The following is a 25,830-nucleotide window of genomic DNA, read 5'->3' as shown; positions in this document are numbered from 1 at the left end:
ACGTCACATGGCGCACTCGTTCGAGGCGGGGAGATGCTGCTGGGGCGGGCTCGGGAGGCCCGCCCGCCCCCTCTCGACGGACGGCGCGTGCCCTGTGTGCGCCGCTCCCGCCCCAAGGAGAACCACCATGGCTTCTCGGCCTCTGAAGGCACTGCTCGCCCTCGCGGCGGCAGCGGCCCTCTCACTGACCGCCGCCCCCGCGCACGCGGCCGACCCCGACCCGTTCGTCTGGACGGAACTCGCCGACACGTACGGGGCCACGGGCACCTACGGCTACGAGCCGTACGCGGTCGACGACAGCTTCGCTCCCGGGGCGTGCGTGCCCGGCATCGGCTACCGCTACGTCAACGAGGAGAACGTCGGGGAGACCGATCCCGACAAGCCCGCGGCGCTCCTCTACGAGAACGGCCGGAACGGGCTGCGGCTCGTCGCCGCCGAGTGGATCGTGAAGGCCGAGTCGGGGGTCACCAGGCCGACGCTGTTCGGCCAGACCTTCCAGGGGCCGGAGAACGTGCCCGGACCCGGCTCCAGCTACACCCTGCGCGCCTGGCTCTACAAGCCGAACCCCGACGGTCTCTTCAGTCCCACGCACCCCGACGTGACGTGCCCGTGAGCCCGGCCCCCTGACGCAGACGGTGGGCCCCGGCTTCCTCACAGGGAAACCGGGGCCCACCGAATGAAACGGGTCACGCAGCACTGGTCAGCGCACCACGGGTCAGCGCACGAAGACACCCGCCTGGTTCGCCAGGTCCAGGAAGTACTGCGGCGCCACACCCAGGACCAGCGTGACCGCCACGCCGACCGCGATCGCCGTCATCGTCAACGGCGACGGCACGGCGACCGTCGGGCCCTCCGGGCGCGGCTCGCTGAAGAACATCAGCACGATCACGCGGATGTAGAAGAACGCCGCGATGGCCGACGAGATCACACCGACCACGACGAGCGGTGCCGCCCCGCCCTCAGCCGCCGCCTTGAACACGGCGAACTTCCCGGCGAACCCGGAGGTCAGCGGGATACCGGCGAAGGCCAGCAGGAACACCGCGAACACGGCGGCCACCAGCGGCGAACGGCGTCCCAGACCCGCCCACTTGGACAGGTGCGTCGCCTCGCCCCCGGCGTCCCGGACCAGGGTGACCACCGCGAAGGCACCGATCGTCACGAACGAGTACGCGGCCAGGTAGAACAGGACCGACGACACCCCGTCCGGAGTGGTCGCGATGACACCCGCGAGGATGAACCCGGCGTGCGCGATCGACGAGTACGCCAGCAGCCGCTTGATGTCGGTCTGGGTGATCGCGACGATCGCACCGCCGAGCATGGTGACGATCGCGACGGCCCACATGACCGGCCGCCAGTCCCAGCGCAGGCCCGGCAGCACGACGTAGAGGATCCTGAGCAGCGCACCGAAGGCGGCCACCTTGGTCGCCGCCGCCATGAAGCCGGTGACCGGGGTCGGCGCGCCCTGGTAGACGTCGGGCGTCCACATGTGGAACGGCACGGCGCCGACCTTGAACAGCAGGCCCATGACGATCATCGCCGCGCCGATCAGCAGCAGCGCGTCGTTGCCCATGGTGTCGGCGAGCGCCGGGTCCACGGTGGTGATGGTGCCGTCGACGACCTGGGCGATGGTGCCGTAGGACACCGAGCCCGCGTAGCCGTACAGCAGCGCGATGCCGAACAGGGTGAACGCGGAGGCGAACGCGCCGAGCAGGAAGTACTTGACCGCGGCCTCCTGCGACATGAACCGCTTGCGGCGGGCCAGAGCGCACAGCAGGTACAGCGGCAGGGAGAAGACCTCCAGGGCCACGAACAGCGTCAGCAGGTCGTTGGCGGCCGGGAAGATCAGCATGCCGGCGACGGCGAAGAGCAGCAGCGGGAACACCTCGGTGGTGGTGAACCCAGCCTTCACGGCCGCCTTCTCGCTGTCGCTGCCCGGCACGGAGGCGGCCTGTGCGGCGAACGAGTCGACGCGGTTGCCGTGGGTCTCCGGGTCGAGCCGCCGCTCGGCGAAGGTGAACAGGCCGACCAGGCCCGCCAGCAGGATGGTGCCCTGCAGGAACAGGGCCGGTCCGTCGACGGCGATCGCGCCCATGGCGGCGATGCCCGCCTTGGTGGTCGCGTATCCGTCGGCGGCCAGTGCGACGACCGCCGCGAAGGCCGCGCACAGGGCCACGACGGAGACGAACAGCTGGGCGTAGTAACGGGACTTGCGCGGGACGAAGGCCTCGACCAGCACTCCGATGATCGCCGCGCCCACGACGATCAGGGTGGGCGACAACTGCCCGTATTCGATCTTCGGCGCGTCGATCTTCGAAATCGGGTCGGCCGCGGTTGTCCACAGGCTGTGGACGGCTACTGCGCTCACTTGGCCGCCTCCACCTCGGGCTTGGGGTCCTTCTTGTGTACGTCGGACATGGTCGACTTCACCGCCGGGTTCACGATGTCCGTGACGGGCTTCGGGTAGACGCCCAGGAAGATCAGCAGAACGACCAGCGGGGCGACGACCACGAGCTCACGCATCCGCAGGTCGGGCATCGCGGAGACCTCCGGCTTCACCGGGCCCGTCATCGTCCGCTGGTAGAGGACGAGGGTGTAGAGCGCGGCGAGCACGATGCCGAAGGTGGCGATGATGCCGATCACCGGGTAGCGCGCGAACGTGCCGACCAGGACCAGGAACTCGCTGACGAACGGCGCCAGCCCCGGCAGGGACAGGGTCGCGAGGCTGCCGATCAGGAAGGTGCCGGCGAGCACCGGGGCGACCTTCTGCACTCCGCCGTAGTCGGCGATGAGCCGCGAGCCGCGCCGGGAGATCAGGAAGCCGGCCACCAGCATCAGCGCGGCCGTCGAGATGCCGTGGTTGATCATGTAGAGCGTCGCGCCGGACTGGCCCTGGCTGGTCATCGCGAAGATGCCCATGATGATGAAGCCGAAGTGGGAGATCGACGCGTACGCCACCAGCCGCTTGATGTCCCGCTGGCCGACCGCGAGCAGCGCCCCGTAGATGATGCTGATCAGGGCGAGGACGAGGATGGCGGGCGTGGCCCACTTGCTGGCCTCCGGGAACAGCTGGAGGCAGAAGCGGAGCATCGCGAAGGTGCCGACCTTGTCGACGACCGCGGTGATGAGGACGGCGACCGGGGCGGTGGCCTCCCCCATCGCGTTGGGCAGCCAGGTGTGCAGCGGCCACAGGGGCGCCTTCACCGCGAAGGCGAAGAAGAACCCGAGGAACAGCCAGCGTTCGGTGTTGGTCGCCATGTCGAGCGTGCCGTTGGCCCGCGCTTCGGCGATCTCCTGGAGGCTGAAGTTCCCGGCGACCACGTAGAGGCCGATCACCGCGGCCAGCATGATCAGACCGCCGACCAGGTTGTAGAGGAGGAACTTCACGGCGGCGTACGAGCGTTGGGCCGCCGCGTTCTCGTCGGAGCCCGCGTGGGCCCGGTCCCCGAAGCCGCCGATGAGGAAGTACATCGGGATGAGCATGGCTTCGAAGAAGATGTAGAAGAGGAAGACGTCGGTGGCCTCGAAGGAGATGATCACCATCGCCTCGACGGCCAGGATCAGGGCGAAGAAGCCCTGCGTCGGCCGCCACCGCCTGCTTCCGGTCTCCAGCGGGTCGGCGTCGTGCCAGCCCGCCAGGATGATGAACGGGATCAGCAGCGCGGTCAGCGCGAGGAGCGCGACCCCGATGCCGTCCACGCCCAGTTCGTAGCGGACCCCGAAGTCGGCGATCCAGGCGTGCGATTCGGTGAGCTGGTAGCGGTCGCCGTCGGGGTCGAAGCGGACCAGGACGGTGATCGCGAGGGCGAGGGTGGCGAGCGAGACGAGCAGCGCCAGCCATTTGGCGGCGGTGCGCCGCGCGGCCGGCACGGCGGCCGTGGCGATGGCCCCGATCGCCGGGAGCGCCGCCGTCGCTGTCAGGAGAGGAAAGGACATCGGTATCAGACCGCCCTCATCAGCAGGGTCGCGGCGACGAGGATCGCCGCGCCGCCGAACATCGAGACCGCGTACGACCGCGCGAAGCCGTTCTGCAGCTTGCGCATCCGCCCGGAGAGGCCGCCGACCGAGGCCGCCGTGCCGTTGACGACTCCGTCGACCAGGGTGTGGTCGACGTAGACCAGGGACCGCGTGAGGTGCTCTCCGCCGCGGACCAGGACGACGTGGTTGAAGTCGTCCTGGAGCAGGTCGCGCCGGGCGGCCCGGGTGAGCAGCGATCCGCGCGGGGCGACGACCGGGACCGGGCGCCTGCCGTACTGGAGCCAGGCGATCGCGACACCGATGACCATCACGGTGACGGTGGCCGCCGTGACCGTGGCCGCGCTGATCGGCGCGTCTCCGTGGCTGTGCCCGGTGATGGGCTCCAGCCAGTGCAGGAAGCGGTCGCCGATGCTGAACAGTCCGCCCGCGAAGACCGATCCGAAGGCCAGCACGATCATGGGGATCGTCATGGACCTGGGGGACTCGTGCGGGTGCGGCTCATGGCCTTCCGCGTCCGGCTGCCAGCGCTTCTCGCCGAAGAACGTCATCAGCATCACGCGCGTCATGTAGAAGGCGGTGATGGCCGCGCCCAGCAGGGCGCAGGCGCCGAGGATCCAGCCCTCGGTGCCGCCCTTGGCGAAGGCCGCCTCGATGATCTTGTCCTTGGAGAAGAAGCCGGACAGGCCCGGGAAGCCGATGATGGCGAGATAGCCGAGGCCGAAGGTGACGAAGGTGACCGGCATGTACTTCCTGAGGCCGCCGTACTTCCTCATGTCGACCTCGTCGTTCATGCCGTGCATGACCGAACCGGCGCCGAGGAAGAGCCCGGCCTTGAAGAAGCCGTGGGTCACCAGGTGCATGATCGCGAAGACGTAGCCGATGGGGCCGAGGCCCGCGGCGAGGACCATGTAGCCGATCTGCGACATGGTCGAGCCCGCGAGGGCCTTCTTGATGTCGTCCTTCGCGCAACCGACGATCGCACCGAACAGGAGCGTGACCGCGCCGACGACGGTGACGACCAGCTGTGCGTCGGGCGCGAGGTTGAAGATGTTGGCGGAGCGGACGATCAGATAGACGCCCGCGGTCACCATGGTCGCGGCGTGGATGAGGGCCGAGACCGGGGTCGGGCCCTCCATCGCGTCCCCGAGCCAGGACTGCAGCGGCACCTGGGCGGACTTGCCGCAGGCGGCGAGCAGCAGCATCAGGGCGATGCCGGTGAGGGTGGCCTCGGAGGCGCCCTCGACGAGTCCGGGCTTCTCGTGGCTGCCGAGGACCGGGCCGAAGGCGAAGGTGCCGAACGTCGTGAACATCAGCATGATCGCGATCGACAGGCCCATGTCGCCGACGCGGTTGACCAGGAAGGCCTTCTTCGCCGCGGTCGCCGCGCTGGGCTTGTGCTGCCAGAAGCCGATCAGCAGGTAGGAGGCGAGACCGACGCCCTCCCAGCCGACGTACAGCAGCAGGTAGTTGTCGGCGAGGACGAGCAGGAGCATCGCCGCGAGGAACAGGTTCAGATAGCCGAAGAAGCGGCGGCGCCGCTCGTCGTGCTCCATGTACCCGATCGAGTACAGGTGGATCAGTGAGCCGACGCCGGTGATCAACAGCACGAACGTCATCGACAACTGGTCGAGACGGAAGGTGACGTCCGCCTGGAAGCCCTCGACCGGGATCCAGGTCCACAGGTGCTGGATGAGCGTGCGGTCCTCGGCGCTCTTGCCGAGCAGGTCGGCGAAGAGGATGGCGCCGAACACGAAGGAAGCGGCGGCGAGGATCGTGCCGATCCAGTGGCCGACGGCGTCCAGCCGCCGGCCGCCGGTCAGCAGGACCGCCGCTCCGAGCAGAGGCGCCGCGATGAGCAGCGCGATCAGGTTCTCCACGATTCAGCGACCCCTTACAGCTTCATCAGGCTGGCGTCGTCGACCGAGGCCGAGTGGCGGGAACGGAACAGCGACACGATGATCGCGAGCCCGACCACGACCTCCGCGGCGGCGACGACCATCGTGAAGAAGGCGATGATCTGGCCGTCGAGATTGCCGTGCATCCGGGAGAAGGCGACGAACGCGAGGTTGCAGGCGTTGAGCATGAGCTCGATGCACATGAACACGACGATCGCGTTGCGCCTGATCAGCACGCCGGTGGCGCCGATCGTGAACAACAGGGCGGCGAGGTAGAGGTAGTTCACCGGGTTCACTTCGACGCCTCCCTCTTGAAGGTGGCCGGTTCGATCTCGGTCCGCTCCAGGCGTTCCTCCGCGCGCTGCTCCAGCGCCTTGAGGTCGTTCAGCGCCTCGGTGGACACGTCACGGATCTGGCCGCGGTCGCGGAGGGTCTTGCTGACCGTGAGCTCGGAGGGGGTGCCGTCGGGCAGCAGGCCCGCGATGTCCACCGCGTTGTGCCGGGCGTAGACGCCGGGGGCGGGCAGCGGCGGGATGTGCTTGCCCTCGCGGACGCGCTTCTCGGCCATCTCGCGCTGGGTCAGGGCGCGCTCGGTGCGCTCGCGGTGGGTGAGCACCATGGCGCCGACGGCCGCCGTGATCAGCAGGGCGCCGGTGATCTCGAAGGCGAAGACGTACTTGGTGAAGATGAGGGTTGCCAGGCCCTCCACATTGCCGCCCGCGTTGGCCTGGGTCAGGCCGTTGAACTCCTTCAGGGAGGCGTTGCCGATGCCGGCGAAGAGCAGGATGCCGAAGCCGAGGCCGCACAGCAGCGCCAGCCAGCGCTGGCCCTTGATGGTCTCCTTCAGGGAGTCCGCCGCGGTGACGCCGACGAGCATCACGACGAAGAGGAACAGCATCATGATCGCGCCGGTGTAGACGACGATCTGGACGACGCCGAGGAAGTAGGCGCCGTTGGCGAGGTAGAACACCGCCAGGATGATCATGGTGCCGGCGAGGCAGAGCGCGCTGTGCACGGCCTTCTTCATGAAGACGGTGCACAGGGCGCCGATCACGGCGACGGTGCCGAGGACCCAGAACTGGAAGGCCTCACCGGTGGAGGTGGAGTAGGCGGCGAGCTGCGCGCTCATGCGCCCACCTCCTCTTCGTCGGGCTTCTCGCCCTTGGACACGGCGACCTGGGGGACCGTGCCGGGCGCGGCCTCGGTCACCAGGCCCCGGTAGTAGTCCTGCTCGTCCGTGCCCGGGTAGATGGCGTGGGGCGAGTCGACCATGCCCTCTTCGAGACCGGCGAGCAGTTGCTCCTTGGTGTAGATGAGGTTGGCGCGGCTGCTGTCGGCCAGCTCGAACTCGTTGGTCATCGTGAGCGCGCGGGTGGGGCACGCCTCGATGCACAGGCCGCACAGGATGCAGCGGGCGTAGTTGATCTGGTAGACGCGGCCGTACCGCTCGCCCGGGGAGTAGCGCTCCTCGTCGGTGTTGTCGGCGCCCTCCACATAGATGGCGTCGGCAGGGCAGGCCCAGGCGCACAGCTCGCAGCCGACGCACTTCTCCAGGCCGTCCGGATGGCGGTTGAGCTGGTGCCGTCCGTGGAACCGCGGAGCGGTGGTCTTCTGCTGCTCCGGGTACTGCTCGGTCAGCCGCTTCTTGAACATGGCCTTGAAGGTCACGCCGAAGCCGGCGACAGGGTTCATGAAACCGGGCTTGGTCTCCTTCGGCTCCTCAGCCATCGGACGCCTCCTTTCCATCCGTGGAACCGCTCAGCGATCCGTCACTCTGAGTATCGGGCCCGCCACTGACAATGAGCTCCCGCTCCTGGCGCGAGCGGCGCCTGGGCACCGGCGGCACCTCCTGTCCGGGCAGCGGCGGGACGGGGAATCCGCCGGCCATCGGATCGAAGCCGACCGGTTCCGCGGCCGGCCCGGTGGCCGCCTTCGACTTCTCGCGGAACATGTCGGCCACGAAGGAGAGCAGCAGCAGGACCAGGACTCCGCCGCCGATGTAGAGCGCGATGTCGGCGAAGTCGTAGTTCTCGTTGCGCAGGGTCCGCACGGTCGCGACGAGCATCAGCCAGACCACGGAGACCGGGATGAGGACCTTCCAGCCGAGCTTCATCAGCTGGTCGTAGCGGACGCGAGGGAGCGTGCCGCGCAGCCAGATGAAGAAGAACAGCAGCAACTGCACCTTGATCACGAACCAGAGCAGCGGCCACCAGCCGTGGTTCGCGCCCTCCCAGAAGGTGCTGATGGGCCAGGGAGCCCGCCAGCCGCCCAGGAAGAGCGTGGTCGTCACGGCCGACACCGTCACCATGTTCACGTACTCGGCGAGCATGAACAGCGCGAACTTGATCGACGAGTACTCGGTGTTGAAGCCGCCGACCAGGTCGCCCTCGGACTCCGGCATGTCGAAGGGGGCGCGGTTGGTCTCGCCGACCATCGTGATGACGTAGATGATGAAGGAGACCGGCAGCAGGACGATGTACCAGCGGTCCTGCTGCGCCTCGACGATCGCCGAGGTGGACATCGACCCGGAGTAGAGGAACACCGAGGCGAAGGCGGCGCCCATGGCGATCTCGTACGAGATCATCTGAGCGCAGGAGCGCAGGCCGCCGAGGAGCGGGTACGTCGATCCGGAGCTCCAGCCCGCCAGGACGATGCCGTAGATGCCGACCGAGGCGACCGCGAGGATGTAGAGCATCGCGATCGGCAGGTCGGTGAGCTGCATCGAGGTGCGGTGGCCGAAGATCGAGACCTCGTTGCCGGCCGGGCCGAAGGGGATCACCGCGATCGCCATGAAGGCCGGGATGGCCGCGACGATCGGTGCGAGGACGTAGACGACCTTGTCCGCGCGTTTGACGATGACGTCTTCCTTGAGCATCAGCTTCACGCCGTCGGCGAGCGACTGGAGCATGCCCCAGGGGCCGTGCCGGTTGGGGCCGATGCGCAGCTGCATCCAGGCGACGACTTTGCGCTCCCACACGATGGAGAACAGCACGGTCACCATCAGGAAGGCGAAGCAGAAGACGGCCTTGATGACGACGAGCCACCAGGGGTCGGTGCCGAACATCGAGAGGTCTTCCGCGGCGACGTACGGGCTGACGTGCGGGCTCATGCCTCCACCTCCTTGGGGGCGTCGGCTGCGAGCGTGGCCGGGCCGATGTGGACGAGGGAGCCGGGCACCACACCGGCGTCGGAGGCGACGCCCCCGCCGGTGGAGTTCAGCGGGAGCCAGACCACGCGGTCGGGCATCTCGGTGATCTGCAGCGGCAGTTCGACGACTCCGGTCTTGCCGGTCACGGCGAGGAGGTCGCCTTCCTTGACGCCCGCCTCTGCGGCCGTCGCGGCCGACACACGCGCGCGTGCCGCGTGCCGGGTCCCGGCGAGTGCCTCGTCGCCCTGCTGGAGCAGGCCCTGGTCGAGCAGCAGCCGGTGTCCGGCCAGCACGGCCTCCCCGGCGGCGGGCCGCGGCAACTGTGCCGCGCTCTCCAGCGGTTCGGTGCCGCGCGGTCCGTCCCACGGGCCGAGCCGGTCGATCTCCGCGCGCGTGGTGCGCAGATCCGGCAGGCCCAGGTGTACGTCCATGGCGTCGGCCAGCATCTGGAGCACCCGTGCGTCGGTGGGCGCGAGCCGGCGGGTCATCTGGTCGGGCTTGAGGGCCGCCTCGAAGAAGCGCACCCTGCCCTCCCAGTTGAGGAAGGTGCCGGCCTTCTCGGCGACCGCGGCCACCGGCAGGACGACGTCCGCGTGCTCGGTGACCTCACCGGGCCGCAGTTCCAGCGACACCACGAACCCGACCTCCTGGAGCGCCTCACGCGCGCGTGCCGGATCGGGCAGGTCCGCGATCTCGACGCCCGCGACCAGCAGCGCCTGGAGTTCGCCGGACAGTGCGGCGTCGACGATCTGACCGGTGTCCCGGCCGTAGCGGTGCGGGAGTTCGGCCACACCCCAGACGGAGGCGACCTCATCACGCGCGCGCGGGTCGGTGGCGGGACGCCCGCCCGGCAGCAGCGAGGGCAGCGCGCCCGCCTCGACGGCGCCGCGCTCCCCGGCCCGCCGCGGGATCCACACCAGCTGTGCGCCGGTCGCGGAGGCGGCCCGCGCGGCGGCGGTCAGTCCGCCCTCCACGGCGGCCAGCCGCTCGCCGACGACGATCACCGCGCCCGCCGTGCGCAGCGCCTCGGCGGCCCGGCTGCCGTCGTCCTCCAGTCCGACCCCGCCGGCCAGCGCGTCGAGCCACTCGGTCTCGGTGCCGGGCGCGGCGGGCAGCAGCGTGCCGCCCGCCTTCTCCAGACCGCGGGTGGCGTGCGTGGCGAGCGAGAACACCTTCTGGCCGTGCTTGCGCCAGGCCTTGCGCAGCCTCAGGAAGACGCCGGGCGCCTCCTCCTCGGCCTCGAACCCGACCAGCAGGACCGCCGGCGCCTGCTCCAGAGCGGAGTACGTGACGCCCGTACCGTCGAGGTCACGGCCGCGGCCGGCGACCCGCGCGGCCAGGAAGTCGGCCTCCTCGCTGCTGTGCACGCGCGCGCGGAAGTCGATGTCGTTGGTGTCGAGCGCCACGCGCGCGAACTTGCTGTACGCGTACGCGTCCTCGACGGTGAGGCGGCCGCCGGTGAGGACCCCGGCCCGGCCGCGCGAGGCGAGCAGCCCCTGGGCGGCGATCTGCAGGGCTTCCGGCCAGGACGCCGGCACCAGCTCGCCCTCGGGGTTGCGGACCAGCGGGTGCTCCAGCCGGTCGCGCTGCTGCGCGTACCGGAAGGCGAAGCGCCCCTTGTCGCAGATCCACTCCTCGTTGACCTCGGGGTCGTTGGCCGCGAGCTTGCGCATGACCTTGCCGCGCCGGTGGTCGGTGCGGGTGGCGCAGCCGCCGGAGCAGTGCTCGCAGACCGACGGAGAGGAGACCAGGTCGAAGGGGCGGGAGCGGAATCGGTACGCCGCCGAGGTGAGCGCCCCGACCGGGCAGATCTGGATGGTGTTGCCGGAGAAGTACGACTCGAAGGGGTCGCCCTCTCCGGTGCCGACCTGCTGGAGCGCGCCCCGCTCGATCAGTTCGATCATGGGGTCGCCCGCGACCTGGTTGGAGAAGCGGGTGCAGCGGGCGCACAGCACGCACCGCTCGCGGTCGAGCAGCACCTGGGTGGAGATGGGGACGGGCTTCTCGTAGGTCCGCTTCTTGCCCTCGAAGCGGGACTCGGCCTGGCCGTGGGACATCGCCTGGTTCTGCAGGGGGCACTCGCCGCCCTTGTCGCAGACCGGGCAGTCCAGCGGGTGGTTGATGAGGAGGAGCTCCATCACACCGTGCTGGGCCTTCTCGGCGACCGGCGAGGTCAGGTGGGTCTTCACCACCATCCCGTCGGTGCAGGTGATGGTGCAGGAGGCCATCGGCTTGCGCTGGCCCTCGACCTCGACGATGCACTGGCGGCAGGCGCCGGCCGGGTCGAGGAGGGGGTGGTCGCAGAACCGGGGGATCTCGATGCCGAGCTGCTCGGCGGCCCGGATGACCAGGGTGCCCTTGGGCACGCTGATCTCGGCGCCGTCGATCGTCAGCGAGACGAGATCCTCCGGCGGGACCGCCGCCTCTCCCCCGCCCGAGGGAGCGCTCGTGGTCACCGTCATGCGTTCACCTCCGTGCGGTCGGCCCAGGCCGTCGACTTGGCCGGGTCGAAGGGGCAGCCGCGGCCCGTGATGTGCTGCTCGTACTCCTCGCGGAAGTACTTGAGCGAGGAGAAGATCGGCGAGGCGGCGCCGTCGCCGAGGGCGCAGAACGACTTGCCGTTGATGTTGTCGGCGATGTCGTTGAGCTTGTCGAGGTCGGACATGACGCCCTTGCCGGCCTCGATGTCGCGCAGCAACTGCACGAGCCAGTACGTGCCTTCACGGCACGGGGTGCACTTGCCGCAGGACTCGTGGGCGTAGAACTCGGTCCAGCGGGTGACGGCACGGACCACGCAGGTCGTCTCGTCGAAGCACTGCAGGGCCTTGGTGCCGAGCATCGAGCCGGCGGCGCCGACGCCCTCGTAGTCGAGGGGGACGTCGAGGTGCTCGTCGGTGAACATCGGCGTGGAGGAGCCGCCCGGTGTCCAGAACTTGAGCCGGTGGCCCGGCCGCATGCCGCCGCTCATCTCGAGGAGCTGGCGGAGCGTGATGCCGAGCGGGGCCTCGTACTGGCCGGGGCTCGCGACATGGCCGCTGAGCGAGTACAGCGTGAAGCCCGGGGACTTCTCGCTGCCCATCGACCTGAACCAGTCCTTCCCCCTTTGGAGGATCGCGGGAACCGACGCGATCGACTCCACGTTGTTCACAACAGTCGGGCAGGCGTAGAGGCCCGCGACCGCAGGGAAGGGGGGACGGAGCCGCGGTTGGCCACGGCGGCCTTCGAGCGAGTCGAGCAGTGCGGTCTCCTCACCGCAGATGTACGCGCCCGCGCCCGCGTGCACGGTGATGTCGAGATCGAGGCCGCTGCCCAGGATGTTCTGTCCGAGGTAGCCGGCCGCGTAGGCCTCGCTCACGGCCGAGTGCAACCGCCGCAGTACGGGGACGACTTCACCCCGCAGATAGATGAACGCATGCGAAGACCTGATGGCGTAACACGCGATGATCATGCCCTCGATGAGGCTGTGCGGGTTCGCGAAGAGGAGCGGGATGTCCTTGCAGGTTCCCGGCTCCGACTCGTCGGCGTTGACAACGAGATAGTGCGGCTTTCCATCTCCCTGCGGAATGAACTGCCATTTCATTCCGGTGGGGAATCCGGCGCCGCCGCGGCCGCGCAGACCGGAGTCCTTGACGTACGCGATCAGGTCGTCCGGCGACATCGCGAGCGCCTTGCGGAGCCCCTCGTACCCCTCGTGCCTCTTGTAGACGTCCAGCGTCCAGGACTTGTCCTCGTCCCAGAAGGCCGACAGCACGGGTGCGAGCAGCTTCTCGGGGCTGGTGTCTTTGAGTTCGGGTGCCAAGGTCATCACTCCCCCTCCTCGGCGGCGGGCCCGGCCGGGTGGGCCGGGTCGGAGGCCGACGTGTCCTGTGGCGCGTCGTGTGAGCTCAGGTGCTCCGACGGGGACGGCGCGTGGGCGCCCCTGTCCTGCGGTGCGCCGTCGCGGTCCTGCGATGCTCCTTCGCGCGGATGGACCACGCGCGCGGGTGCGGTCTCTCCCTTGGCCAGGCGGAGGCCCACCAGCGACGCGGGTCCCGCTCCGCCGGTCGCCTCGACGGCTCCGGCCCGCTCGTCGGGGAAGCCGGCGAGGATCCGCGCGGTCTCCTTGAAGGTGCACAGCGGCGCCCCGCGCGTGGGCTCGACCGGACGCCCCGCGCGCAGGTCGTCGACCATGCGCTTGGCGCTCGCCGGGGTCTGGTTGTCGAAGAACTCCCAGTTGACCATCACGACCGGCGCGAAGTCGCAGGCCGCGTTGCACTCGATGTGCTCCAGGGTGACCTTGCCGTCGTCGGTGGTCTCGCCGTTGCCGACGCCCAGGTGCTCCTGGAGCTCCGAGAAGATCGCGTCGCCGCCCATCACCGCGCACAGCGTGTTGGTGCAGACGCCCACCTGGTAGTCACCGGAGGGCCGGCGCCGGTACATCGTGTAGAAGGTGGCCACCGCGGTGACCTCAGCCGTGGTCAGCTGCAGCACGTCCGCGCAGAACTGCATCCCGGTGCGCGTGACATGGCCCTCCTCCGACTGCACGAGGTGCAGCAACGGCAGCAGGGCCGAGCGGGAGTCCGGGTAGCGGGCGATGATCTCTCGCGCGTCCGCCTCGAGCCGGGCTCGGACGTCGTCCGGGTAAGCGGGCGCGGGCAGTTCGGGCATGCCCAGGCTGACGCCCCGCTCGGAAGAACTCGTGGTCACCGGTCGACGCCTCCCATCACGGGGTCGATGGACGCGACAGCGACGATGACGTCGGCGACCTGGCCGCCCTCGCACATCGCCGCCATGGCCTGAAGGTTGGTGAAGGACGGGTCGCGGAAGTGGACCCGGAAGGGGCGGGTGCCGCCGTCGGACACGGCGTGCACCCCGAGTTCGCCCTTGGGCGACTCGACGGCCGCGTACGCCTGTCCCGGCGGGACGCGGAAGCCCTCGGTGACCAGCTTGAAGTGGTGGATCAGGGCCTCCATGGAGGTGCCCATGATCTTCTTGATGTGGTCGAGGGAGTTGCCGAGCCCGTCGGGGCCGAGCGCGAGCTGGGCGGGCCAGGCGATCTTCTTGTCGGCGACCATGACCGGACCCGGCTGGAGCCGGTCCAGGCACTGCTCGACGATCCTGAGCGACTGGCGCATCTCCTCCAGGCGGATGAGGAAGCGGCCGTAGGAGTCGCAGGTGTCGGCGGTCGGGATGTCGAAGTCGTAGGTCTCGTAGCCGCAGTAGGGCTGTGCCTTGCGCAGGTCGTGCGGCAGACCGGTGGAGCGCAGGATGGGGCCGGTGGCGCCGAGGGCCATGCAGCCCGCGAGGTCCAGGTAGCCGACGTCCTGCATACGGGCCTTGAAGATGGGGTTCCCGGTGGCGAGCTTGTCGTACTCCGGGAGGTTCTTCTTCATCTTCTTCACGAACTCGCGGATGTGGTCCACCGCGCCCGGCGGCAGGTCCTGCGCGAGTCCGCCGGGGCGGATGTACGCGTGGTTCATCCGAAGGCCCGTGATGAGCTCGTAGATGTCGAGAATCATTTCACGATCACGGAATCCGTAGATCATGATCGTGGTGGCGCCGAGTTCCATGCCGCCGGTGGCGATGCACACCAGGTGCGAGGAGAGCCGGTTCAGCTCCATCAGGAGTACCCGGATGAGGGTGGCCCGGTCGGGGATCTGGTCCTCGATGCCGAGGAGCTTCTCGACGGCGAGGCAGTAGGCGGTCTCGTTGAAGAAGGACGTCAGGTAGTCCATGCGCGTCACGAACGTGGTGCCCTGCGTCCACGTGCGGAACTCGAGGTTCTTCTCGATGCCGGTGTGCAGGTAGCCGATGCCGCAGCGGGCCTCGGTGACCGTCTCGCCGTCGATCTCCAGGATCAGGCGGAGCACCCCGTGGGTGGACGGGTGCTGCGGACCCATGTTGACGACGATGCGCTCGTCGTCGGCCTTGGCGGCGGACTGGACGACCTCGTCCCAGTCGCCGCCGGTGACCGTGTAGACGGTGCCCTCGGTGGTCTCACGGGGAGAGGCGTGGGAAGTGCTCACGAGTACGACCTCCGCTGGTCCGGAGCCGGGATCTGGGCGCCCTTGTACTCGACGGGGATGCCGCCGAGGGGGTAGTCCTTGCGCTGCGGGTGGCCCTGCCAGTCGTCCGGCATCATGATCCGCGTCAGGGCCGGGTGACCGTCGAAGACGATCCCGAAGAAGTCGTAGGTCTCGCGCTCGTGCCAGTCGTTGGTCGGGTACACGGAGACCAGGGACGGGATGTGCGGGTCGGCGTCCGGGGCGCTGACCTCCAGGCGGATCAGCCGGTTGTGGGTGATCGAGCGCAGGTGGTAGACGGCGTGCAGCTCGCGGCCCTTGTCGTGGAGGTAGTGGACCCCGCTGACGCCGGTACAGAGCTCGAAGCGCAGGGCCGGGTCGTCGCGCAGGGTGCGGGCGACGCGCAGCAGGTGCTCGCGCTCGATGTGGAAGGTGAGCTCGCCGCGGTCGACGACCGTCTTCTCGATGGCGTTGTCGGGGAGCAGTCCCTGCTCCTCCAGGGCGCCTTCCAGTTCGTCGGCGACCTCGTCGAACCAGCCGCCGTAGGGGCGGGACGCCGGCCCCGGGAGGCGGACCGAGCGGACCAGGCCGCCGTAGCCGGAGGTGTCGCCGCCGTTCTCGGCGCCGAACATGCCGCGCTGGACGCGGATCTCCTCACCGCCGTCGCCGCGCTGGCCCGGGAGGTTGGAGGCGCCGAGATCCTTCTCGGGATTGACGCCGTTGCTCGTGCCGTTCGCGTCGCTCACCGCAGCAGCCCCTTCATCTCGATCGTGGGCAGGGCCTTGAGCGCCGCCTCCTCCGCCTCACGGGCCGCCTCCTCGGCGTTCACGCCGAGCTTGGAGGACTGGATCTTCTGGTGGAGCTTGAGAATGGCGTCCATCAGCATCTCGGGCCGTGGCGGGCAGCCGGGCAGATAGATGTCGACCGGGACGATGTGGTCGACGCCCTGCACGATCGCGTAGTTGTTGAACATGCCGCCCGAGGAGGCGCAGACCCCCATGGAGATGACCCACTTGGGGTTCGGCATCTGGTCGTAGACCTGCCTGAGCACCGGCGCCATCTTCTGGCTGACCCGGCCGGCGACGATCATGAGGTCGGCCTGGCGGGGTGAGCCGCGGAAGACCTCCATGCCGAAGCGGGCCAGGTCGTAGCGTCCGGCGCCCGTGGTCATCATTTCGATGGCACAGCAGGCCAGGCCGAAGGTGGCCGGGAAGACGGACGCCTTGCGCACCCAGCCCGCGGCCTGCTCGACGGTGGTCAGCAGGAAGCCGCTCGGCAGCTTTTCTTCGAGTCCCATGAGTTAAAGGCCCCTCAGTCCCATTCCAGGCCGCCGCGCCGCCATACGTACGCGTACGCGACGAAGACGGTGAGCACGAAGAGCAGCATCTCCACGAGCCCGAAAACACCCAGGGCGTCGAAGGTGACGGCCCAGGGGTAGAGGAAGACGATCTCGATGTCGAAGACGATGAAGAGCATCGCCGTCAGGTAGTACTTGATGGGGAAGCGCCCGCCGCCGGCCGGCGTGGGGGTCGGCTCGATACCGCACTCGTAGGCCTCGAGCTTGGCCCGGTTGTACCGCTTCGGACCGATCAGCGTGGCCATGACCACGGAGAAGATCGCAAAGCCTGCCCCGAGGGCTCCCAGTACGAGGATGGGCGCATAGGCGTTCACCGCTCCTCGCTCCTCTCAGTCGGCACTGACTGCTGGCGATGGCATCGGACTCACACCCGACTCATACGTCCCTCTGACCTCCGTCCGTTCCGACGAAGATCGCGAACATGTGAAGCAGGTCACAAGCCCAACTGACCCGCATCCTATGCCCGCCGGTCTGTGATCTGCGACACGGGGTATTGCACAAGCTTTGTGATCTCCACCACCCGACGAAGGATCATGAAGTCGGATCAGCAGTGATCTTCACACGAGATGCGCCCGAGTGATCACCAGAGGTGACATTTTCGCCAGTCGGCGCAGGTCGGAAGAGGCGTCTCAATATCAAGAGACTTCCCCTGCATGCAAATTGGCGCTGGACGCGACTGCTTGCTAGAGGATCGCGTTCACACATCAGAGGGAGGCGCGAGGACCGATGTGGACGCGTGCACACATTCACGAGCGCCGATCCTCTTCGGACGCAGCCACCGTCGTGACCGTTGCGTGACCTCCGCCACACCCGCAAGAGCTCCACAAGAAGGGGGCTTGGCCAACGGCAGCAACCGATGCTAGTTGCGGGGCAATTAGGGCGTAACAGCGAAAGCCCATGATCACAGGCTTGATCGCGTGCGTCCGCAATGTCCGTTACGGCGTCAATAAAGAGTGGCGCCCCATGATTTCGGGCCGCCGATTGAACAACTGTGGCGCAGCACACGTTTCTTGAAGGTATGGAGGAGCCCCTGATACCAGTTGGTCTCATGTCCCACACCGCTCACATACGCAGCCACCGGAAACCCCGCCGCAGCGCGACGACTTCGATCGCCGTCCGCGCCGGTGTCGCCGGTGGCGTACTCAGCATGGCAGCGGCGGGCGCGTCGGCTTCGGCGTTCGCCGCCGAGTCGACGACGCAGACCCTCGAACTGCCCACCCTCTCGGCCGACCTGGGCAGCCAGGTAGCCGAGTCCGCCGACGCCATGCAGCAGGCGGCCGCCAACTACCAGCTGCAGGCCGAGCGTGACGCGGCCGCCGCGAAGGCCGCGAAGCAGGCCAAGGCGGACCTCGCCGAGGCCAAGAAGAAGGCTGAGGCCAAGAAGAAGGCCGAGGAGGCGCGCAGGGCTGCCGCCGAGGAGGCCGCCTCGCGCAGCTCCGAGCGGACCACCCTGTCCGCCTCGGCGAGCGCCAGTGTCTCCACGAGCTCGTCCACGGCCACCGGTTCGGCCGCGGCCGTCATCGCCTTCGTGAAGGCGCAGATCGGTGACGCGTACGTCTCCGGCGGCACCGGCCCCAACTCCTGGGACTGCTCGGGCCTCGTCCAGGCCGCGTTCAGCCAGATCGGTGTCGACCTGCCGCGCGTCTCGCAGGACCAGTCGACGGCCGGCACCCAGGTCTCGCTGAGCAACCTGCAGCCGGGCGACATCCTGTACTGGGGCAGCGCGGGCAGCGCGTACCACGTGGCGGTGTACGTCGGCGACGGCATGTTCGTCGGCGCGCAGAACCCCTCGACGGGTGTCGCCGAGAAGCCGCTGTCCTACGACCCGCCGACCGGAGCGGTGCGGGTGCTCTGACACCGGGACACCCGGGGACATTTGGGTCACCGGGGCAGCGCGAACGTACGGAAGGGCCGCACCCGCTCGGGGGTTGCGGCCCTTCCGTTTCCTGTCCGGGGGTTGGATGGGTTCTGCGATCCGCATCCGCAGCACCTTCATGGAACAGGAGACATCACCATGCCCAGTGTGTTCGTCCAGGGCAGGCCCACCGACACGTACCCGCCGCTCGCCCCCGAGGCCCGGCGCGGGCGGGTCCGGCGCATCACCGAGGCCGGCGAGGGGGTGCTGCACAGGCCGTGCCGGGACGTGACCGAGTTCGGGCCCGATCTCGCCGCGCTGATCGACGACATGTTCCTGACGATGTACATCGCCGAGGGGGCGGGACTCGCCGCGAACCAGGTCGACGTCGATCTGCGGCTCTTCGTCTACGACTGCCCGGACGACGACGGAGTCCGGCATGTCGGACACATCGTCAACCCGGTGCTCGAGCAACTCGACCCCGCCGGGCGCAGGCTGCTCGAGGACGGCGAGGGGTGCCTGTCGGTGCCGGGTGCCGTCATGGTCGTACCGCGCCCGGACCGGGCCGTGGTGCGCGGGTTCGACCGGGACGGCGAGCCGCTCGTGATCGAGGGGACCGGGTACTTCGCGCGGTGCCTGGCGCACGAGACCGACCATGTGAACGGGCACGTGTATCTGGACCGGCTGTCCGGGCGGGAGCGCAGGGAGGCGCTCCGGCAGATGGCGGACCGGCGGGACGAGGTGTACGCCCGCCGGGCCGCCAACGTCGAGGCGCTGAACGGCGGCCAGGGCTCCGTCAGCGCCTGAGGGAGTGGACCAGCGCCCACACCGACACGGCGATGAGGATGACGAAGACGGGTAGCGCGACCCCTGCGTCCATCCCTCAAAGGTGCCGCACGCGGGGGCCCCGCGTCACGCCTTCGGCGCCACCTTGCTCAGCCCGTTGATGATCCGGTCCATCGCGTCGCCACCCGTGGGGTCGGTGAGGTTGGCGAGCATCTTGAGGGTGAACTTCATGAGCAGCGGGTGGGTCAGTCCGCGCTGGGCCGCGATCTTCATGACCTTCGGATTGCCGATGAGCTTCACGAAGGCGCGGCCCAGCGTGTAGTAGCCGCCGTAGGTGTCCTTGAGGACCTGCGGGTAGCGCTGCAGCGCGATCTCCCGCTGGGCGGGGGTCGCGCGGGCGTGGGCCTGGACGATGACGTCGGCGGCGATCTGGCCGGACTCCATGGCGTAGGCGATGCCCTCGCCGTTGAAGGGGTTCACCATGCCGCCTGCGTCGCCGACCAGGAGCAGGCCCTTGGTGTAGTGCGGCTGGCGGTTGAAGGCCATGGGCAGGGCGGCGCCGCGGATCGGGCCGGTCATGTTGTCCGGGGTGTAGCCCCAGTCCTCCGGCATGGAGGCGCACCAGGCCTTCAGCACCTCGCGCCAGTCGAGCTCCTTGAAGGAGTCGGAGGTGTTCAGGACGCCGAGACCGACGTTGGAGGTGCCGTCGCCCATGCCGAAGATCCAGCCGTAGCCGGGCAGCAGCCGGTCCTCGCCGGGCCCGCGGCGGTCCCACAGCTCCAGCCAGGACTCCAGGTAGTCGTCCTTGTGGCGGGGGCTCTCGAAGTACGTCCGTACGGCCACGCCCATCGGGCGGTCCTCGCGGCGGTGCAGGCCCATCGCGAGGGAGAGCCGGGTGGAGTTGCCGTCGGCGGCGACCACCAGGGGCGCGTGGAAGGTGACTTCGCGCTTCTCCTCGCCCAGTTTGGCGTGCACGCCGGTGATCCGGCCGGTGCGGTCGTCGACGATCGGGGCGCCGACGTTGCAGCGCTCGTACAGCCGCGCCCCGGCCTTCTGGGCCTGGCGGGCGAGCTGCTCGTCGAAGTCGTCGCGCTTGCGGACGAGGCCGTAGTCGGGGAAGGAGGCGAGTTCCGGCCAGTCGAGCTGGAGGCGTACGCCGCCGCCGATGATGCGGAGGCCCTTGTTCCGCAGCCAGCCGGCCTCTTCGGAGATGTCGATGCCCATGGCCACGAGCTGCTTGGTGGCGCGCGGGGTCAGGCCGTCGCCGCAGACCTTCTCGCGCGGGAACTCGGTCTTCTCCAGCAGGAGCACGTCGAGTCCGGACTTGGCGAGGTGGTACGCGGTCGTGGAGCCTGCCGGCCCCGCGCCGACGACGATGACATCGGCGGTGTTCTCGGACAGGGGCTCGGTCACGGCGGGATCTCCCCAGGCTCGGAATCAAGTTCGGAATCAAGTTCTGAATCCGCGTGCCGACCGGCACTGGACATGGGCAGTCTATTCAGCAGAATTGATCACCCGGCTGAAGGGCTGCCCCAGTGAACCGAGCTCTGCCCGTAGTACGGCTGCGCGTCCCCACCGACGAGGACGCCGTGGCCTGGCACCGGGTCTTCGACGACCCGGACGTCATGGAGTTCCACGGCGGCAGGTCCGCCGAGCTGTACGTCTACGAGGAGCTCACCGCGCGGCAGCGCCGGCACGACGCCGAGCGGGGTTTCTGCCTGTGGACCATGGTCGACGAGAGCGGGCAGGTCATCGGCTTCACCGGGGCCCAGCCGTGGCCGCAGGACTGGGGGCCGACGGGCGAGATCGAGATCGGCTGGCGGCTCGGACGCCGGTACTGGGGGCAGGGGTACGCCACGGTGGCCGCGCAGATGACGCTGGAGCGGGTCAGGGCGGCGGGTGTCACCAGTGTGGTGGCGATGGTCAGACCCGGGAACGAGCGGTCGATCGCGGTCACCAAGCGCCTCGGGATGGAACTCGCGCAGACCTTCCCGCACCCCCGGCTCGCGGAAGAGGCGCTGTGCTTCCGGCTGAGCCTGCAGCAGGGTCACGCACAGTAGCCGACTGCTACAGAAAGACACCTGGCACTTCCGGCCGCCACCGGGCCGGAGTTACCCTTCCAGTACCGCTGGGGGTGACATCTGTGCGCATAACACCCAATACGCCCGAAGTGCGCGTACCGCGTCTGGTCGGACTCATGGCCGTCGACGCACGCGAGACGGCCCAGGCGCAGGGCCTGTTCGTCAATGCGCCCGACCGGAAGGACTTCCATCTGGCCGTCGTCGACTACGTCGTACGGCAGTACCCGCAGGCCGGTGCCGAGGTGCCGCGGGACTCGGTGGTCTACGTCTGGTTCGACCTCGGCCCGGGCGAGGGCGGCGGGGGCGTCCATGAACCCCGCATCCCGAGGCCCCCCAGGGGCGGACTCCAGCGCGAGCTGGACGAGCCGGGCGATCCGCACCACGTCCGCTGCACGACGGGACTCTGACCGCACCCCGCGGGGAGCCGCTCAGCTCTCCTTGACGCCCCGGTGCAGGGCCACGATGCCGCCCGTCAGGTTCCGCCAGGCCACCTTCGACCAGCCCGCCTTCTGGAGACGCTCGGCGAGGGCCGGCTGGTCGGGCCAGGCGCGGATGGACTCGGCGAGGTAGACGTAGGCGTCGGGGTTGGAGGAGACCGCCCGGGCGACCGGCGGCAGGGCGCGCATCAGGTACTCGGTGTAGACCGTGCGGAAGGGCGCCCAGGTCGGGTGGGAGAACTCGCAGATCACGACCCGGCCGCCGGGCTTGGTCACCCGGTACATCTCACGCAGCGCGGAGTCGGTGTCCTGGACGTTGCGCAGTCCGAAGGAGATGGTGACGGCGTCGAAGGTGTCGTCCTTGAAGGGCAGCTTCGTCGCGTCACCCGCGGTGAACGGCAGCCAGGTGTGCTTGCGCTTGCCGACCTGGAGCATGCCGAGCGAGAAGTCGCAGGGCACGACATAGGCGCCGGTGCGGGCGAAGGGCAGCGAGGAGGTGGCGGTGCCCGCCGCCAGGTCCAGGATCTTCTGGGCGGGGCGGGCGTCGACGGCCCGGGCGACCTCCTTGCGCCACACCCGGTCCTGGCCGAGCGAGAGCACGTCGTTGGTCAGGTCGTACCGTTCCGCCACGTCGTCGAACATCGAGGCGACTTCGTGCGGCTGCTTGTTCAGGGAAGCGCGGGTCACGTCCCCATTCTTGCAGCACGCCCTCCCGGAAGAAGCTGCGGCTTCTTCTTCGCGGCCACGTCCTCCACCCATCCGCACATCAGGACGAACACGGCGATCAGCACCCACCCGATGCCGAACATGAACCACTGGCTCTCCAGCGGCAGCCATTTCTCGAAGGCCGGCACGTCCCAGAACCGGTCGATCAGCGGCACGGCGAGGATCAGCGCGATCTCGTGCCACAGGTAGATCGTCACCGCGCGGGAGTTGAAGACCGTGACGATCCGGTCGGTCCGCCGGAAGCGGGTCAGCCACGCGAAGTCGATCCCGAAGCACGACGTGGCCCACATCAGCAGCGTCACGTACCCGGCGGACCAGAAGGCCTGCGCGAGGGGGATGTCGTCGAGGTCGTACGACCCGGTCTCGGCCTGGTGGGTGAAGGCGTACCAGCCGCCGAACCCGATGGCGGCGAGCGAGAGCACGACGACGGCGACCGGCTTCAGCCGCTCCAGGACACCGTCCCGGTGGGCGAAGCCGAGCATCCAGCAGAACAGGAAGGTCGCGAGGTCGGTCAGGGCGCTGCCGAGGCGGTCGTCGGGCGGCTCCCAGAGGAAGTGGAAGGCCACGATCGGGGTCAGGGACAGCAGCAGGACCGGCACCGGGGCCGTCCGGAACAGCTTCAGCAGGGCCGGCGACAGCAGGACGAACCAGAGATACGTCCGCAGGTACCAGAGGATCTCCCAGGCCTGCTCGCCCCACGCGTTGCCCGGCGGGTCGCCGAGCGGTACGACCCAGTAGACGATCTGCCAGCCCGGCATCCAGTCGTGGATCAGCATCGCGAGGACCACGAAGAGACCCCAGAACCAGAACGGCGGCAGCAGCCTGCGCATCCGGCTCCTGACCACCTCGAGCGCCGGGCGCTCCAGGGACTTCGCCATCAGCGTGCCGGCCAGGCCGAACATGATCCCCATGGAGGGAAAGACCATGCCGGCCCAGGCCCACCCGAAGGTGTGATAGCTGACGACCCGGATCAGGGCGACGGCCCTGAGGGTGTCGAAGTAGCGGTCGCGGCCCGGGGGCCGAGACGGAGGCTTCTCCTCCTCCGCCTCGGCTTCAGTGGAGGGCGCGGTGACCGGTGGCTCCGGTTCCGGCCCCACCACCGGCAACGGATACGTCGCTTCCGGCACACCCTGCACGTGCTCGACGTACGGCTCGGGCGGGGCGTACGGGTCCACGACGTACGGCTCGGGCGCGACGTACGGCTGCCGCGCGTACTCCGAGTACCCGTACTGCTGGTCGTACCCCTGCGTCTGTCCCTGTCCCTGCCAGTACCCCTGCTGCTCCCAGCTCATCGGCCGACCCCCGCCGGGGTGCCGACCTCGCCGGTGCGCTTCAGCTTCTGCCAGCGCAGGCGGCCGCCGGTGAGCGCGGTGATGCAGGAGTGGATGAGGACGAGGTACATCATCTGGCGGTAGGCCAGCTGCTGGAGCGGCATCATCAGCAGGTACCGGTACTTCTCCCTGTCCAGCTTGAAGGCGTACGCGGCGCACACGAGCTGGACGCCGAGGACCGCCAGCCACGCGTACAGCGCGGCCTGGAAGTCGACGAAGATCATCGAGTAGGCGGTGAACACGTCGATCAGCGGGGCGAAGACCGGCGTGACGATCTGGAAGATCACCACCAGCGGCATGCCGACCCGGCCGAACCGGCCCGAGGGCCCCTTGTCCGTGAGGGACTTGCGGTGCTTCCACAGCGCCTGCATGGTGCCGTACGACCACCGGTAGCGCTGGGACCACAGCTGTTTCAGGGAGCCCGGTGCCTCGGTCCACGCGCGCGCGTGCTCCTGGTAGACCACCCGCCAGCCCGCGCGGTGCATGGCGATGGTGATGTCGGTGTCCTCGGCGAGGGTGTCCTCGCTCATGCCGCCGACCTGGAGAACGGCCTCACGGCGGAACGCGCCGATCGCGCCCGGGATGGTGGGCATGCAGCGCAGCAGGTCGTACATCCGGCGGTCGAGGTTGAAGCCCATCACGTACTCGATGTGCTGCCAGGCGCCGATGATCGTGTTCCGGTTGCCGACCTTGGCGTTGCCGGCGACCGCGCCGACCTCCTCGTTCGCGAAGGGCTGCACCAGCTGCCGTACGGTGTCCGGTTCGAAGACGGTGTCGCCGTCCATCATCACGACGATGTCGTGACCGGCGCTGCGGACACCGTTGTTGAGGGCGGCCGGCTTGCCCGCGTTCTCCTGGCGGACGACCCGGACGTTGGTCATGCCGAGTTGCTCGGCGGCGGCCCGGGCGATCTCCGACGTACCGTCCGAGGAGCCGTCGTCGACGATGACGACCTCGATCGGATGGGTGCTCCTCGCCAGCGACTCCAGGGTGTTGGCGATGCACTCCTTCTCGTTGTACGCCGGGACGATCACGCTCACCGGCCGGGTGACCGCGGGCCCCCAGCCGAAGCGGCGTCTGTTGCGCTGCCGGTAGTGGCGGCGGGCGAGGATCAGCATCATCCCGAACCGCCCCATGACGGCCACGCCCACCACGGCGAGCCCGACCGACAGGGTGGGCACGGCGTACTCGGCGACGGCCACGGCCCCGACGAGCGCCTTGCCCTCGTAGAGGGTCGCGCCGGTGGCCTCGCGGTGGGCGGCCTGAAGGCGGGCGGCACCGTCGCGGTCGGCGTTCTGGTTGCCGTTCTGGCTGGCGTTCCGGTCACCGCCCGGGAGCTGCGCGCCCATGTTCTGTGCCTCGATGACCCCGCTGATGGTGGTGAAGGTGTAGCCCTTCGCCCGCATCTTCTCGATGTACTTCGGCAGCGCCTCGATCGTCTGCTCGCGGTCGCCGCCAGCGTCGTGCATCAGCACGGAGGCGCCCGAGGTCCCGGACGGCGTGGACCACTTGACGATCTTCGAGACGCCCGGCTTCTTCCAGTCGTCGCTGTCGGTGTCGACGAAGACGCTGGTGTAGCCCTCCTCGCCGAGCTTCTCGTAGACGGGCCAGCTGTAGTTGTCGATCGCGTCGGTCTCCGAGGAGTACGGCGCCCGGAACAGCGTGGTGGTGATGCCGGCCGCGCCCGCGAGGGCCAGCTGCGTCTGGGTCATCTCGCGCCGGACGCGGGCGTCGCTCTGGTAGGAGAGGTCGACGTGGGTGAAGGTGTGGATGCCGACCTCATTGCCCTGGTCGACCATGTCCTTCACGATCCCCGGGTAGCGCGAGACCATCGAGCCCACCACGAAGAAGGTGGCCGGGACGTCGTACTTCTCCAGGATCTTCAGGACCTGGGGCGTGTACGTCGGGTTCGGGCCGTCGTCGAAGGTGAGCGCGATCGTCCTGGCCGGCACCGAGGTCGTGGTGGCCTGGCCGCCGCGGAAGCTGATGATCGGCCCGCCGTTGAGGATGGTGTCGGGGACCTTGCTGGAGCTGGCGCCGTCGCGCACCCGCTGGTCGCCGCCGACCTCGGCGCGCAGATAGCCGTCGAGCAGCATCACGCTGGTCAGGCCGAGCAGGAGCAGCAGGGCGAGGATGACCCGCGGTTTCTGCAGCGCCGCGGCCTTGCCCGCCGCCCGCTTCATGCGGGTGGGGGCGCGCCGGCGGCCGCGGGAGGGCGTCGTCGTGGTCATGTGGTG

23 protein-coding genes are annotated in these 25,830 nt (G+C 69.1%); 5 read left to right on the top strand and 18 right to left on the bottom strand.

Translation table 11 applies throughout. From position 1 onward, the window contains the following. The first annotated feature begins 127 nt into the window (after positions 1–127). Entirely contained in the window at positions 128–613 is a 486-nt protein-coding gene (locus tag IOD14_RS03685; RefSeq protein WP_212669637.1) for a hypothetical protein, read from the top strand. 102 nt (positions 614–715) lie between these two features. Here the strand turns inward: IOD14_RS03685 and nuoN are convergent, their stop codons facing one another. Genes nuoN through IOD14_RS03615 form a run of 14 tightly spaced genes read right to left on the bottom strand, consistent with a single transcriptional unit; the run spans position 716 to position 16,691 of the window. Beyond that, positions 716–2,365 (bottom strand): NADH-quinone oxidoreductase subunit NuoN, encoded by a 1,650-nt coding sequence (gene nuoN / locus IOD14_RS03680; RefSeq protein ID WP_123991032.1) that lies wholly within the window; start codon positions 2,363–2,365, stop codon positions 716–718. Continuing rightward, a complete protein-coding gene (locus tag IOD14_RS03675; RefSeq protein WP_123991031.1) occupies positions 2,362–3,933 on the bottom strand; it encodes an NADH-quinone oxidoreductase subunit M in 1,572 nt (523 codons plus the stop codon). Before IOD14_RS03675 ends, nuoN begins: the two co-directional genes overlap by 4 nt. 5 nt (positions 3,934–3,938) lie before the next feature. Then, entirely contained in the window at positions 3,939–5,852 is a 1,914-nt protein-coding gene (nuoL, locus tag IOD14_RS03670) for an NADH-quinone oxidoreductase subunit L (RefSeq protein ID WP_123991030.1), read from the bottom strand. A gap of 14 nt (positions 5,853–5,866) precedes the next feature. After that, positions 5,867–6,166, bottom strand: coding sequence for an NADH-quinone oxidoreductase subunit NuoK (gene nuoK, locus IOD14_RS03665; RefSeq protein WP_003974374.1), 300 nt, complete (start codon positions 6,164–6,166; stop codon positions 5,867–5,869). After that, complete coding sequence (locus tag IOD14_RS03660) at positions 6,163–6,999, bottom strand: NADH-quinone oxidoreductase subunit J (RefSeq protein WP_123991029.1); 837 nt, start codon at positions 6,997–6,999, stop codon at positions 6,163–6,165. The genes nuoK and IOD14_RS03660 overlap by 4 nt, the downstream gene beginning before the upstream one ends. Next, complete coding sequence (gene nuoI, locus IOD14_RS03655; protein ID WP_123991028.1) at positions 6,996–7,598, bottom strand: NADH-quinone oxidoreductase subunit NuoI; 603 nt, start codon at positions 7,596–7,598, stop codon at positions 6,996–6,998. Before nuoI ends, IOD14_RS03660 begins: the two co-directional genes overlap by 4 nt. Then, complete coding sequence (nuoH, locus tag IOD14_RS03650) at positions 7,591–8,979, bottom strand: NADH-quinone oxidoreductase subunit NuoH (protein WP_123991027.1); 1,389 nt, start codon at positions 8,977–8,979, stop codon at positions 7,591–7,593. The genes nuoI and nuoH overlap by 8 nt, the downstream gene beginning before the upstream one ends. Beyond that, complete coding sequence (locus IOD14_RS03645) at positions 8,976–11,480, bottom strand: NADH-quinone oxidoreductase subunit G (protein WP_212669636.1); 2,505 nt, start codon at positions 11,478–11,480, stop codon at positions 8,976–8,978. The genes nuoH and IOD14_RS03645 overlap by 4 nt, the downstream gene beginning before the upstream one ends. Then, a complete protein-coding gene (nuoF, locus tag IOD14_RS03640) occupies positions 11,477–12,826 on the bottom strand; it encodes an NADH-quinone oxidoreductase subunit NuoF (protein ID WP_174269206.1) in 1,350 nt (449 codons plus the stop codon). The genes IOD14_RS03645 and nuoF overlap by 4 nt, the downstream gene beginning before the upstream one ends. Then, positions 12,823–13,704, bottom strand: a complete 882-nt coding sequence (nuoE, locus tag IOD14_RS03635) for an NADH-quinone oxidoreductase subunit NuoE (protein ID WP_123991024.1) — start codon at positions 13,702–13,704, stop codon at positions 12,823–12,825. Before nuoE ends, nuoF begins: the two co-directional genes overlap by 4 nt. After that, a complete protein-coding gene (locus IOD14_RS03630) occupies positions 13,701–15,023 on the bottom strand; it encodes an NADH-quinone oxidoreductase subunit D (protein ID WP_212669635.1) in 1,323 nt (440 codons plus the stop codon). The genes nuoE and IOD14_RS03630 overlap by 4 nt, the downstream gene beginning before the upstream one ends. Further along, positions 15,020–15,766 (bottom strand): NADH-quinone oxidoreductase subunit C, encoded by a 747-nt coding sequence (locus tag IOD14_RS03625; protein WP_123991022.1) that lies wholly within the window; start codon positions 15,764–15,766, stop codon positions 15,020–15,022. The genes IOD14_RS03630 and IOD14_RS03625 overlap by 4 nt, the downstream gene beginning before the upstream one ends. Continuing rightward, on the bottom strand, positions 15,763–16,317 hold the full coding sequence (locus IOD14_RS03620) for an NADH-quinone oxidoreductase subunit B (protein ID WP_007383964.1): 555 nt from the start codon (positions 16,315–16,317) through the stop codon (positions 15,763–15,765). The genes IOD14_RS03625 and IOD14_RS03620 overlap by 4 nt, the downstream gene beginning before the upstream one ends. 14 nt (positions 16,318–16,331) lie before the next feature. Further along, entirely contained in the window at positions 16,332–16,691 is a 360-nt protein-coding gene (locus IOD14_RS03615; RefSeq protein ID WP_007383963.1) for an NADH-quinone oxidoreductase subunit A, read from the bottom strand. A 734-nt stretch (positions 16,692–17,425) separates the two neighbouring features. Here IOD14_RS03615 and IOD14_RS03610 point away from each other — a divergent pair. Then, complete coding sequence (locus tag IOD14_RS03610; RefSeq protein WP_123991021.1) at positions 17,426–18,232, top strand: C40 family peptidase; 807 nt, start codon at positions 17,426–17,428, stop codon at positions 18,230–18,232. Between the two features lie 159 nt (positions 18,233–18,391). Then, complete coding sequence (gene def, locus IOD14_RS03605) at positions 18,392–19,039, top strand: peptide deformylase (RefSeq protein ID WP_212669634.1); 648 nt, start codon at positions 18,392–18,394, stop codon at positions 19,037–19,039. A gap of 105 nt (positions 19,040–19,144) precedes the next feature. Here def and IOD14_RS03600 read toward each other — a convergent pair whose 3' ends face one another. After that, positions 19,145–20,431 carry a geranylgeranyl reductase family protein gene (locus tag IOD14_RS03600; RefSeq protein ID WP_037720722.1) on the bottom strand — a complete coding sequence of 429 codons (1,287 nt, stop codon included), beginning with the start codon at positions 20,429–20,431 and terminating at the stop codon, positions 19,145–19,147. Positions 20,432–20,553: 122 nt separating this feature from the next. Here IOD14_RS03600 and IOD14_RS03595 point away from each other — a divergent pair, with 122 nt between their 5' ends. Further along, positions 20,554–21,078, top strand: a complete 525-nt coding sequence (locus IOD14_RS03595; protein WP_123991019.1) for a GNAT family N-acetyltransferase — start codon at positions 20,554–20,556, stop codon at positions 21,076–21,078. A 110-nt stretch (positions 21,079–21,188) separates the two neighbouring features. Next, positions 21,189–21,506, top strand: coding sequence for a PASTA domain-containing protein (locus IOD14_RS03590; protein WP_123991018.1), 318 nt, complete (start codon positions 21,189–21,191; stop codon positions 21,504–21,506). A 21-nt stretch (positions 21,507–21,527) separates the two neighbouring features. On the opposite strand, the gene IOD14_RS03585 is transcribed toward IOD14_RS03590, so the two are convergent. From IOD14_RS03585 to IOD14_RS03575, 3 genes are read right to left on the bottom strand one after another with little or no spacing between them, the layout of a single operon-like run. Beyond that, complete coding sequence (locus tag IOD14_RS03585; protein WP_123991017.1) at positions 21,528–22,223, bottom strand: demethylmenaquinone methyltransferase; 696 nt, start codon at positions 22,221–22,223, stop codon at positions 21,528–21,530. After that, positions 22,220–23,554 carry an acyltransferase gene (locus tag IOD14_RS03580; protein WP_212669633.1) on the bottom strand — a complete coding sequence of 445 codons (1,335 nt, stop codon included), beginning with the start codon at positions 23,552–23,554 and terminating at the stop codon, positions 22,220–22,222. The genes IOD14_RS03585 and IOD14_RS03580 overlap by 4 nt, the downstream gene beginning before the upstream one ends. Next, positions 23,551–25,824, bottom strand: a complete 2,274-nt coding sequence (locus IOD14_RS03575; protein ID WP_212669632.1) for a bifunctional polysaccharide deacetylase/glycosyltransferase family 2 protein — start codon at positions 25,822–25,824, stop codon at positions 23,551–23,553. Before IOD14_RS03575 ends, IOD14_RS03580 begins: the two co-directional genes overlap by 4 nt. Between the last annotated feature and the right edge of the window lie 6 nt (positions 25,825–25,830).

Origin of the sequence: Streptomyces sp. A2-16, assembly GCF_018128905.1 — a bacterium.
In the GTDB taxonomy this organism is placed as follows: domain Bacteria; phylum Actinomycetota; class Actinomycetes; order Streptomycetales; family Streptomycetaceae; genus Streptomyces.
This window is presented reverse-complemented; position numbering and strand designations above follow the sequence as displayed.

What these genes read in the sequence shown, in the direction of transcription:
- IOD14_RS03620 (WP_007383964.1), bottom strand. Translation starts at nt 16,317, where the DNA reads ATGGGACTCGAAGAAAAGCTGCCGAGCGGCTTCCTGCTGACCACCGTC.
- nuoH (WP_123991027.1), bottom strand. Translation starts at nt 8,979, where the DNA reads ATGAGCCCGCACGTCAGCCCGTACGTCGCCGCGGAAGACCTCTCGATG.
- IOD14_RS03575 (WP_212669632.1), bottom strand. Translation starts at nt 25,824, where the DNA reads ATGACCACGACGACGCCCTCCCGCGGCCGCCGGCGCGCCCCCACCCGC.
- nuoI (WP_123991028.1), bottom strand. Translation starts at nt 7,598, where the DNA reads ATGGCTGAGGAGCCGAAGGAGACCAAGCCCGGTTTCATGAACCCTGTC.
- IOD14_RS03610 (WP_123991021.1), top strand. Translation starts at nt 17,426, where the DNA reads ATGTCCCACACCGCTCACATACGCAGCCACCGGAAACCCCGCCGCAGC.
- def (WP_212669634.1), top strand. Translation starts at nt 18,392, where the DNA reads ATGCCCAGTGTGTTCGTCCAGGGCAGGCCCACCGACACGTACCCGCCG.
- IOD14_RS03675 (WP_123991031.1), bottom strand. Translation starts at nt 3,933, where the DNA reads ATGTCCTTTCCTCTCCTGACAGCGACGGCGGCGCTCCCGGCGATCGGG.
- IOD14_RS03645 (WP_212669636.1), bottom strand. Translation starts at nt 11,480, where the DNA reads ATGACGGTGACCACGAGCGCTCCCTCGGGCGGGGGAGAGGCGGCGGTC.
- IOD14_RS03580 (WP_212669633.1), bottom strand. Translation starts at nt 23,554, where the DNA reads ATGAGCTGGGAGCAGCAGGGGTACTGGCAGGGACAGGGACAGACGCAG.
- IOD14_RS03660 (WP_123991029.1), bottom strand. Translation starts at nt 6,999, where the DNA reads ATGAGCGCGCAGCTCGCCGCCTACTCCACCTCCACCGGTGAGGCCTTC.
- IOD14_RS03685 (WP_212669637.1), top strand. Translation starts at nt 128, where the DNA reads ATGGCTTCTCGGCCTCTGAAGGCACTGCTCGCCCTCGCGGCGGCAGCG.